Below are 8,876 nucleotides of genomic sequence, written 5' to 3' on the forward strand. Positions count from 1 at the left end.
CACAGTTAAAGGGCTAAGCTTACTTCTTAACAAGCTTTTTATGGATTACACTACCTTTATACTTAATAACTAATAGGTAAACACCCGCATTTAGATAGCCCAAATTCTCGAAGCCTTTTTCCTCATTATAGGTCTTAATAAGTTTACCATATTGATCATAAAGGAAGACAGCATCAAAGTCATCACCGGCTATCTGCAAATGATCTACAAAAGGATTTGGATATATACTATATTCTGAAATAAGCTTATCGCGATTAGACGTGATTTCCGATTCTGTAGAAACCGCAAACTCTTGGGAGATTACATCAGAATAATTGCTCATATAGTTCGTAATGTAGCTTAATTCCAATACATAATCGCCATCCTGAAGCTCAGTTAAAAAGGATAATGGCATTTTAAGATTGATGAAACCCGATCTTTGAATTGTTAAAAATTTAGTGAAAACCGTATCCGCTACTATTTCATCCTTGCTAAATATAGCTATTTTAAAACTCGTCTCAAGCGATCGAACTATATCATTGCTGTTTCCGTACACCTTTATTTCACAATCAATTTGATCTTCATTTCCAGACACTTCTTCAGGAATTACGACTTCAAGAAGTTTAATGGACAGATCTCTTATCCTAAAAGTGGTAACAGCTTTTTCACTATAAATATCCTCCGGATGTTTTAATTCAATTATGAATTTATAGTCGCCAGGATTAAGACCAGAACTAAAATGATCATCAAAATCAATAGAATTTTGAAATGCTGCCGTGCTCGATTGTGGGATATTTAGGCTCAAATCTTCCTCAGTGTGAACTAAGGTGTCATTTTTATAAATAAGATAGCCAAATAGCTTAGTGTTTTGATTTTTGATGGAATCTTCACTATTAGCGTTGATATTAAAGCTAAAATCCATTGAGCCGGAAATTATAGAAAGTTCTTCACTGAGTTTTAGGTTACTTAATGTAAGCCTTTCATTTTTGATCCTAAAAGTAGTTTCAACTAGCTGTTGATTGTTCTTAGCATTATGATGGGGACTAAAAATAGTCACTAGCCGATAATCACCTAACGCCAAGGGGTTCTCTAAATCTACAGCATAAGAATAAGTTTTAGACTCTTCATTTCCAATCTCAATACTTTTCTGATGAGTTTCTATTGTTATCGTATCAGTCCCTTTTATTAGTTGATGTTCATAATATACTGTAAAATCAGCCAGACTATCAGTACTTCCATTTAAATGCAATTCCAATGGAATCTGCGAAGCATTTTCCAAAAGCTCCTGTCCTATTTGCACCTTAGTCAAATTTACACCAGCATCTAGAATATCGATGGTAAACGCTCCACCCTCAACGAAACCATCGGTATATTGAGAAGCGTAATTTACCTTTACATCATAAGTACCGGCATCGAGGAAAGAATCGAAAAGGAAGGTTTTCGACAAGTTTTCAAATACGTTAAAATCAAGCATCTCAGAGTAAAGGAAAGCAAGAGAATCGCTACCTTCATTTGAGATCAAATCTATTCTAAAATCAACTGACAATAACTCATCAGGGAAACTTTCAGATTGTTTATCAATAGCAAAGGCCATATCGAGCTGACCTATATTATTGTAGTTATTGAAAACAGAATCTTTCGATACTACAAAATCAAGATCATATTGATTGACAGCGGTGTTAGAACCGATTTCTATTTGATAAAGGTCATCTTGCTCATTGATAACTAAAGAGTACCATTTTTCATGATTCATCGTAATACTTCCATCGTCAAGGTAGAATAGATATTCACCAGTCTCCAAATTCTCAATTTCAACATGGTTTTCTTCCATGGTAGCAGTATTAATAACACTACTATCTGCAGCATTAGCCAAGACGACCAAGGTTTGATCAAAACGAAAGTTGTCATCTATAAGATCAAAAACCACCTTTCGATTGCCATTCAAATTTTGAGCGGGATTACTCACTACGTTAACTTGATGTTCAGTATCGGTTACTAACGTTTGAATATCTGCATCTGAATAGTAATATTTCTGATTCTGAAAGCTTGACAGTAAGTTCGGAAAGTCTACTTTATCGGGCACCACGTTTACAATATAATCACAAGTGGGAGTATTGAAAATGGCAACTCCATCCTGAGCAACTGCTTTTTCCTCAAAAAGTACAAGTTGTCCCGATTCATCTACTTTATATAATTGAACAATACCTGATGCTAGCGCCAATTGCTGTGAATCAAATGCACGGATTGTCACATCATAATGTGGTTCGATTACATCGAAAAATCTCTCTGATCCCCTCACTTTAGTATTTTGATAGGGGGTAGAAAGATGTAACTCAACCTCATATGTTCCAATATTTAAGGGATTTGTTAATTGAAGAGAATTCTGAAACTGCAAAGAATCATACTGCTGAATTACCAAATCTCTTTCAAATGCAATGGAGTCAAGTACTACATCATTTTGCTTGATGTAACAATAAAAAAAGGCATCTTGAATATCAATGCTATTGTGGAGGTAGCTATTAGATAAACCGTATTCAACCGATACATGGTTTTCATCCGCTTCCACATCCTTAGTTCCTATAAAAAAGGCATTTATTTCCATTTTAAGATCTTCAATACCTACTTCTCCACTTTCATCAATTGTTAAATTAACAATGTCAGTAGTTTCGTCTATATTCACATTTGCTGTGATATCATTTGATTCTAAGATATCCCCATCATCAAAATAGACATCATAATCTCCATTCTCCAGATTTGAGAAAGAGAATGCTCCACTGGCATTTGTAGTAGTGAAAGCTACTACTGAATTATCCTGGATTAAATAAACGGGCGTTTGATCAAAAGAGGCTCGGGCTGTTTGGCTATAAGTCATCCTTCCAGTAGCTGTTCCACTGACCACATTTCCTTCAATTATTTTACTTCCATTTAGGGCGTTAGAATCTACGTAGATGGTTTCAATTTGGATAGTAGCATTAGAATTAATTTCTGTGAAACTAGTTTCTTCTAATTTGAAAGTGTTACCGGAAACCGTTCTGATGTAATTAGGAAATTCATCTTTATCCGGCACTACATAAAACATATAATTGCCTGCTGATTGCAGAAAACTAACCTTCCCTACTCCATCAAGTTCTGCTATTTCCGCACTGCTTAAAAAACTGATGCCCCCTTCTGTCGTTTTTTCATAAAAATATACGACCCCCTGATTGATAATATCTCCATTCTGACCTAATACTTCCACATCTATATTAAATTCTGAGCCTATTATCTCGAGTTCGCTCGAAAAAGGTCCTGCCCCACCACTTTCATAGGTTAACGTTATATCAGTGGTTACATTATAAGTACCGGCTATTAGAGAGCTTCTATTAGGAAGACTTAGATTCAACTCATCAGTTCCATAATCATACATACTAACATATTCATTAATGCTGTAATTCTCTACGATTTGACCATCCAAAGATTCCAATGTTATATCAATAGTAGCAGATTCATAAATTGAATTATTGTTAGGATTTTCGATCTCTACAGTAATTGGTATTTCAGAATCTTCCGTTTCTACGGGACTACTGTGGTAAACATCAGCAATATTGAAATTATAATTGAAAGTGGGTTCGTTTCCAATGTATACCTCTACTTCACTGATGTATGGGTACTTTGGGTCATTGTTTCCAATATAAATGTAACTACCTGAGATCTCGTAGTTATTAAGATAAACAAACTCCCACCAGGTTTCGCCAGCCCCAATAGTACCATAGTTTGGAGGGTTGTAACCATCTCCACCAGAATATGAAGAAACATAGTACTGGTAATGTGAAACATCTGTTGATCCCGTATTTGTAATCTCAAATGATATATCAACCCCACTGTCGGTCCAATAATAATCTATAGTAGCCTCATTTATGGACAAGATGGCATCAGAATTGGCTATCTGAACAGTACCTGCCTGATATATATTATTGGCTTCATCTACTTCCTCTATAATATCAAAACAATCGATCTGCAAGAAAATATGATATTCACTAGCAGTCAAGTTGAAAGGAATTTCGAAATTGTCTAAAACCGCTCCAGTAACAGCGGATTGATAATCAAATCTTAAATAGTCAGAACTTTCTAATTCTAGATCATTCTCATCGAAGACTTCATCCTCTGACAAATAAGCTTTTATATACATCCCTCTGATAGTCGAGCCTGGGTTAGCAGCGTCTATAGTCATGGAGAGTTCTCCACCCTGCACAAGATTGGCGTTTTGGTCTAAGCTGAAATCGCTTAAAATAATATCAGCTGTAGATGCGATCACCTCTGTAGTACCTGCTTGATATTTATTGTTTGAGGGGTCTACATCAAAAAAATTGTACGCATTGGGGTCTATTAATGTGTTTACAAAATAAGTACCGATAGCTTCATCCATATCGGTTACATATTCCGTCCCTCCGATCTCAGCAACTAAGGTTAAAGTCTCATCAGCAGACAAAGCAGGAATGCTAATTTGTGAAACATAGTTGCTATAATCATTTGCATCAATCCCGAAATAGATCTTTAAGCTTCCCGGATTAGAAGGAATCACGCCAATATTTTTAACCGTGGCACTATAGGTAAAAGCTGAATGCATGTGATAGCTAGCTTCAACCGTCATGGATTCAATAATTAAATCTTGACTAAAAGCTGGCAAAGCCAATAAAAAAGTAAGGAACGGAAGAAGTATTAATTTTCTCATTATAAATTGTAAAAAACCAAAATTTAAAACTAATGAAAATAACTCTATTGGCATATATAAAATACAGTTAAATAAGAAATTGAATTGGTTTATCGACTAATGCAGTAAATGCTTCGACTTAAAGAACTAGTTAGATGAAAAAGTACCGATGAATCAATTATTTAACAATTGCTTCTGATCCATACCAAGGCTTCGGCTTAAGGATAATAGCCGAAAAAAAAGGACCAGCAAATGCCGTTTTGACTTTAATCTACTGCTTTATCAGCTAATGAGGACACTTTCCCGTTCGATATTTGGAATGTCGTACCCATCTCATTGGCTTTTAAATCCATTTTACTTTTGAATATATCTGTTTGGGTGATAGGTCGGATTACAAATCCTACTGTAATCATTCAACATTGCAAATGTCGAATAGCTGAATATTTTTATTGTATAAGTCTTAGAATACGGCTGAGTGAAGTATTAAATTAGCTCAAATCGTGAAAAGTGTGTTTTACTCGTACGCTTTTAAAGCTTTTATAAAGTTTTGTTGCTTACCAGGATTTAAAATAAGCGGGACAACCAAGCAAACTGCAGCACCAATGAATGTGGGAGGGATATTCATACCAGTATTACTACTAGAACCTGGTCCCGGTCTGTTTTCTTCCTTGCTAAATGAGGCGATAGAAGCAACAATGAAGCCAATACCTGCTCCATAGAGTGCTATTTGCGCTATTCTAGCGCCATTACCTTTCCTTAAATATTTCATCGAATTATTATTATCAGCGAGATCAAACTTCATTTGATCGTACTTAGCAGCTACAATTTGCCCGCCATCCTTTCTATAATAATCTAGTTTCCATGTATAGTTAAAACCTGTCCGATAATTAATTTGCTGCAATGATTCAGTAAAAATTTCAATGCGATCAGATTTAAACACTCTTTTTACCCAAATTCTCTTTCCTTGAAATTGCGCGGTGGTGCTATATAGGGTATCTCCTTTGCTATTAACCCCCTCAATATAGTTGACATCCTTCGCACTTACAACATCTCCACCCTCACCATCTACCTGTACCACAGGACCTTTAAAATTGGCATAATAAAGCGAAACGTAATTTGTATTAATGACCCCACCACCCTTCAAATAAACATTTATGGGGCCGTTCTGACTGTAGACTGAAAATGAGAATGATATTAAAAGTAAAGTGATTAAAATCTGTTTCATGCGCAATGATATAAAAAAAACAGTAATTACCTGAGCCAGATCATCTGAATTTATTTAGAATTTCTGAGAATAACTTTTCAAAATCAGATTGCTTTCGGTGAAATAATAATTCTCTCTAAGTAGAAAATTAGACTGTCTCATTCTAAACTACTGGCGCATGTTTGTAAGGCTTGCAAAACTTAATTAATCGATCAATTCGACATCCGATAAACCTGCTAGCTCCGAATAACTATCTGCAAAACTAAATTTATAATGATAATCTTCAAAACCAATTCTCAAAATACCTATTGTCATGTGTGAATGCTTTCAAGCCCTTAGCTTTTCTCAAAAAAGGAAATACAATTGACCAGTGAATTACCCCCCAATAATTTTTCGGCTGTGATGCCAGGTAAATCAATGGCTAAATAGCAGTCTGTGAGAGAAATTTTCAAAACTCTTCATCAAACAATTTCATCTAAAATACCGTTTGCAGCCTTCGAACACGTAAACTACGTATCGAATTCCTAATTGATTTGATCTTTGCATTTTCTAAGCCTCTTTTCTGCCAGCTCACAATAAACCGGTGAAATCTCACTTCCTATATAATTACGTTCCGCTAATACCGCCATTTTAGCTGTGGTTCCACTGCCCATAAAGCAATCATATATAGTGTCACCGGGATTGCTCCAACTCGTAATATGATCTCTGGCCAAGTCTTCAGGAAATATAGCTGGATGTTCGAATGCTTCTTTGTCTTTTGAACTATGCCTTTTCCCCACTGAATACTCCCAAACATTGGTTCTCCTGCCATATTCACCATATCCACCTCTAGCAACCTTCTTTAAGTTGCAATATGTTAACCTCTTGGTACCATTATCACCGTCACGGCTCCCTTTTGTTCCTTCTGTCTCTAATCAGATTAATCGTTTTTGGAGCTCCTTTAGAGAATACAAACATATATTCAAAGCCTTGCCAATAGATTCTATTGTTGCCACTTGCACCTCTAGGTGGTTTCTTAAAAATGATGGTATCCATCAACCTAAACCCCGCCTCCATGAAGGTTAACGCTTGTTTAAAGCTGCTCCCAGTTTCACTTCCGTTGATGGTCTTATCAGAAACTACCCAAACCACAATCCCTCCTTTCTTAGTCACTTTAAACAGTTCATGAGCCACAGCTTCCATATCGAAACTATAGCCATGATAATCTCTCATATTGTCATAAGGAGGAGAAGTTACCGTGAGGTCAATAAAAGCCTCCTACATTCTACCCATAGTAATTAGGCAGTCTTCATTATATATTTTATTGATTTCCACAATTCTATCACCTATCCTATAGTCATTATTCTACTAAGATAAAAGTTACAAATTATCTGAAATAACAAAAGTGGTAGCTTATTACTTTCTATCCACTTTACTAAATAAAAGCACAATCTTTATAACCCAACTAAATTTGTTCGAAGAGCGCACGAAGAAGGACAAAACAGCGGGCCTGCTTGTGCAAACAAGCCAGCGTTGGGAAAAGCGTAGTAGCATTGTTTTGTCTTGATTTTTTCTTTCTTTTTGATTGAGCAAAAAGGAAAAGTAGGAATTGAGAAATACCATTTTAGAGTAAAGGCTTCTCCTAGCTAGTAGGAAAAGTAGTATTAGATAATAATTACCCAAAGTTAGAAGTGAATTTTATGGAGAAGCAAAGTTGCCTTAATTTTGAATATGATAGGAGAATTGCAAGAAAATCAAAAAAGGAAGGGGCATAAAAAAACCCTGATTAGTTTTACTAATCAGGGTTATAAATAAAAGTTGGCAACGACTTACTCTCCCACCTTTTACGGCAGTACCATCAGCGCTGGTGGGCTTAACTTCTCTGTTCGGAATGGGAAGAGGTGTACCCCACCGCTATAGTCACCATAAAGCGTTAAATATCCTTATGATACTTTTAATCCCGATTGCTCGGGAGGGTGTATCAGTATTTTAAATTAATCTCACCTTTTGAGATTAATCAACATGTTAATGTGAAAGAGTCTTAAAGTAAACACAAGACTGTTGAACGGAAAGCTACGGATAATTAGTACTACTCGGCTATGACATCACTGCCTTTACACCTGTAGCCTATCAACCCCATCATCTATAGGGTTCCTTTAAAGAAGTCTCATCTTGAGGCGGGTTTCGCGCTTAGATGCTTTCAGCGCTTATCCCTTCCAAACATAGCTACCCAGCGATGCACCTGGCGGCACAACTGGTACACCAGCGGTTTGTCCAATCCGGTCCTCTCGTACTAAGATCAGGTCCTCTCAAACTTCTAGCGCCCACAACAGATAGAGACCGAACTGTCTCACGACGTTCTGAACCCAGCTCGCGTGCCACTTTAATGGGCGAACAGCCCAACCCTTGGGACCTTCTCCAGCCCCAGGATGTGACGAGCCGACATCGAGGTGCCAAACCTCCCCGTCGATGTGAGCTCTTGGGGGAGATCAGCCTGTTATCCCCAGAGTACCTTTTATCCTTTGAGCGATGGCCCTTCCATGCGGAACCACCGGATCACTATATCCGTCTTTCGACCCTGATCGACTTGTAGGTCTCACAGTCAAGCTCCCTTATGCTATTGCGCTCTACGCACGGTTACCAAGCGTGCTGAGGGAACCTTTGAAAGCCTCCGTTACTCTTTTGGAGGCGACCACCCCAGTCAAACTACCCACCACACAATGTCTCCGCTTATCACGGATTAGGCATCAGATAAAATAAGGGTGGTATTTCAACAAAGACTCCACCATGCCTGGCGACACAGCTTCGAAGTCTCCCACCTATCCTACACATATTTTACCCAATGTCAATGTGAAGCTATAGTAAAGGTTCATGGGGTCTTTTCGTCCCGTTGCGGGTAAGCGGCATCTTCACCGCTACTACAATTTCACCGAGCTCGTGGCCGAGACAGTGCCCAGATCGTTACACCATTCGTGCAGGTCGGAACTTACCCGACAAGGAATTTCGCTACCTTAGGACCGTTAT

4 protein-coding genes, 2 rRNA genes and 1 pseudogene are annotated in these 8,876 nt (G+C 37.4%); all 7 read right to left on the reverse strand.

Annotation, left to right across the window (positions count from 1 at the left end; genetic code table 11):
* Nucleotides 1-19: 19 nt before the first annotated feature.
* Nucleotides 20-4,690 (reverse strand): T9SS type A sorting domain-containing protein, encoded by a 4,671-nt coding sequence (locus tag B9Y84_RS09865; RefSeq protein WP_176223765.1) that lies wholly within the window; start codon nt 4,688-4,690, stop codon nt 20-22.
* A 245-nt stretch (nt 4,691-4,935) separates the two neighbouring features.
* A complete protein-coding gene (locus B9Y84_RS20610; RefSeq protein ID WP_176223766.1) occupies nt 4,936-5,082 on the reverse strand; it encodes a hypothetical protein in 147 nt (48 codons plus the stop codon).
* A gap of 101 nt (nt 5,083-5,183) precedes the next feature.
* The gene (locus B9Y84_RS09870) at nt 5,184-5,894 is read right to left on the reverse strand and encodes a hypothetical protein (protein ID WP_085516919.1); all 711 of its coding nucleotides are present in this window, start codon (nt 5,892-5,894) and stop codon (nt 5,184-5,186) included.
* A 503-nt stretch (nt 5,895-6,397) separates the two neighbouring features.
* Nucleotides 6,398-6,673, reverse strand: a pseudogene (locus tag B9Y84_RS20925) (DNA methyltransferase); the annotation flags it as partial.
* 82 nt (nt 6,674-6,755) lie between these two features.
* Nucleotides 6,756-7,121: a site-specific DNA-methyltransferase gene (locus tag B9Y84_RS20930; protein ID WP_262494119.1), complete on the reverse strand. Its 366-nt coding sequence runs from the start codon at nt 7,119-7,121 to the stop codon at nt 6,756-6,758.
* A 547-nt stretch (nt 7,122-7,668) separates the two neighbouring features.
* Nucleotides 7,669-7,780 (reverse strand): 5S ribosomal RNA (gene rrf, locus B9Y84_RS09880).
* A gap of 135 nt (nt 7,781-7,915) precedes the next feature.
* Nucleotides 7,916-8,876: ribosomal RNA gene (locus B9Y84_RS09885) — 23S ribosomal RNA — on the reverse strand; the annotation flags it as partial.

This window comes from Marivirga sericea, assembly GCF_900177665.1.
Lineage (GTDB): Bacteria > Bacteroidota > Bacteroidia > Cytophagales > Cyclobacteriaceae > Marivirga > Marivirga sericea.

Coding starts and splice junctions, on each gene's coding strand:
- B9Y84_RS09865 (WP_176223765.1), bottom strand. CDS start 4,690: ATGAGAAAATTAATACTTCTTCCGTTCCTTACTTTTTTATTGGCTTTG.
- B9Y84_RS20610 (WP_176223766.1), bottom strand. CDS start 5,082: ATGATTACAGTAGGATTTGTAATCCGACCTATCACCCAAACAGATATA.
- B9Y84_RS09870 (WP_085516919.1), bottom strand. CDS start 5,894: ATGAAACAGATTTTAATCACTTTACTTTTAATATCATTCTCATTTTCA.